Consider the following 2,092-nt stretch of genomic DNA (forward strand, 5'->3'; position numbering starts at 1 on the left):
CCTCACAGCCCGATTTCAACTGGGGCAATCCCGAGGTTGAGAAGTTCTTCCACGGCGTTCTGAGGTTTTGGCTTGACCGGCGGTGATGGCGCCAAAGGCATTGACGTATCCCTTCTTGGCGCCGCCGTTGACTTTGTCCCACAGTATCTTCGCACCGCGTTGGGCCAGGGTGTATTCCGGTTGCAGCGAGCCGCGCAGACGGACAACGTCAGCAGCGGTGTAACCGCGCTTAACGTTCTTCCAGCGGGGGTTTTCAGCCCAGTCTTTTTCCAGGGCGGCGATTTGTTGTTCGCGAGTTGCCATGTTGATTCCTTCAGGGGAGAGGTTGCAAGAGAAAGTGCGCTGGCGTGCGGCGGGACCTTGCGGTGGTCGCGCGTCTATGCGTTCAATGACTATATACGCGTTTTGTTGCAAGCGCAACAACTCTTATATAAGACACAAGATACATAAAAGTTATTATGAATCAGTGGGTTGCTGCGGTTGTTTTTGGTTGGTTTTGAAGATTGCGTGCATTGCAGCATGAAAAAAACCGGCCTGCAGGCCGGTTTTTTTGGGGTGCCGGGTGTTTTTCGCGAGATCAGACCAGGGGTGTGGTCGATACGATCACACCGTCTTCGTCAGCGCAGAGCCATTCACCTGGCTTCAACGTGACACCACCGAAGGTAACAGGTATGTCACGCTCCCCGATATTTTTCTTCACGGTTTTGAGTGGGTGGGTGTTCAAGGCGCGAACACCCAGGGGCAGGCCGTTAATTGCCGCGCTGTCACGAATGCAGCCATAGACAATGACGCCCTCCCAGCCATTCTTGACGGCCAGTTCAGCGAGCTGGTCACCGAGTAGTGCGCAGCGCAGACTACCGCCACCATCCACAACGAGCACCTTGCCGGCACCGGGTTCGGCCAGAAGCGTACGCACCAGCGAGTTATCTTCGAAGATCTTCAGCGTCACGATTTTTCCGGCAAACGCAGCTTTGCCACCATAACGTTGAAACATGGGCGCCAATACACGCAGTTGTTCGCTTTGGATGAGCGCTTCATTGGCATCCAGTAGGTCGGTGGTCAGTAGTGCAGTCATGTCTTGTCTTTCAGTATCAAGATTCGTTGGAAAGAGGATGGTTAAATGGGTGAAGGTGATTAGAATAGTGAAATTAGGCGGGGATAGATGCCGGGTCCGGTGAGCCTGTATTTTCGGTATTTGAAAACTCAAGCTGGACAGTATCGTTGTCATCAATGTTGACAGTTACATGCCCGCCATGAGCCAGCCGACCAAATAGCAACTCATCGGCCAGCGCAGCGCGAATGGTGTCCTGGATCAGGCGGGCCATGGGGCGTGCGCCCATGAGGGGGTCAAATCCATTGGCCGCCAAGTAGTTCTTCAGCGCGTCTGTGAATGTGACATCCACTTTCTTCTCGTGCAGTTGCTCTTCCAGCTGCATGAGGAATTTATCCACCACTCGCAGAATCACTGCCAGATCCAGCGGTTTGAAGGAAATGGTGGCATCAAGACGGTTGCGGAACTCCGGCGTAAAGACCCGTTTGATCTCTTCCAGTTCGTCACCGACCTGTTTTTTGGCGGTAAAGCCCATCACCGATTTGTTGAGCGTTTCCTGTCCCGCATTGGTGGTGAGGATGATGACAACGTTACGGAAGTCGGCCTTGCGGCCATTGTTGTCAGTCAGTGTGCCGTGATCCATCACCTGGAGCAGGACGTTGTAAATATCGTGGTGGGCTTTCTCGATTTCGTCGAGCAGCAGCACACAGTACGGCTTTTTGTTGATCGCTTCAGTTAAGAGACCACCCTGTTCGAAGCCGACATAGCCCGGTGGCGCGCCAATGAGGCGCGAGACGGCGTGGCGCTCCATGTATTCCGACATGTCGAAGCGGAGTAGGTCTACACCCAGGCAATAGGCGAGCTGTTTCGCCACCTCGGTTTTGCCGACACCCGTGGGTCCTGAGAAGAGGAAGGCGCCAATCGGTTTGCCCGGGTTGCCGAGCCCGGAGCGGGCCATTTTGATGGCGCGAGCCAGTGCGTCAATCGCATTGTCCTGACCGAAGACAACGGCCTTCAGGTCACGATCCAGATTTTTCAGGG

The 2,092-nt window shown here is 54.6% G+C and carries 3 protein-coding genes; all 3 read right to left on the bottom strand.

Translation table 11 applies throughout. From position 1 onward, the window contains the following. Window positions 1–15 precede the first annotated feature (15 nt). Complete coding sequence (locus ACYZYZ_RS01265) at window positions 16–303, bottom strand: hypothetical protein (protein WP_461482971.1); 288 nt, start codon at window positions 301–303, stop codon at window positions 16–18. 274 nt (window positions 304–577) lie between these two features. Then, on the bottom strand, window positions 578–1,075 hold the full coding sequence (gene rraA / locus ACYZYZ_RS01270; protein WP_461482972.1) for a ribonuclease E activity regulator RraA: 498 nt from the start codon (window positions 1,073–1,075) through the stop codon (window positions 578–580). A gap of 73 nt (window positions 1,076–1,148) precedes the next feature. Continuing rightward, window positions 1,149–2,092 (bottom strand): AAA family ATPase (locus ACYZYZ_RS01275; RefSeq protein WP_461482973.1); only part of this gene is annotated, 944 nt, incomplete at its 5' end.

Origin of the sequence: Porticoccus sp. (genome assembly GCA_023261185.1) — a bacterium.
GTDB lineage: Bacteria > Pseudomonadota > Gammaproteobacteria > Pseudomonadales > Porticoccaceae > Porticoccus > Porticoccus litoralis.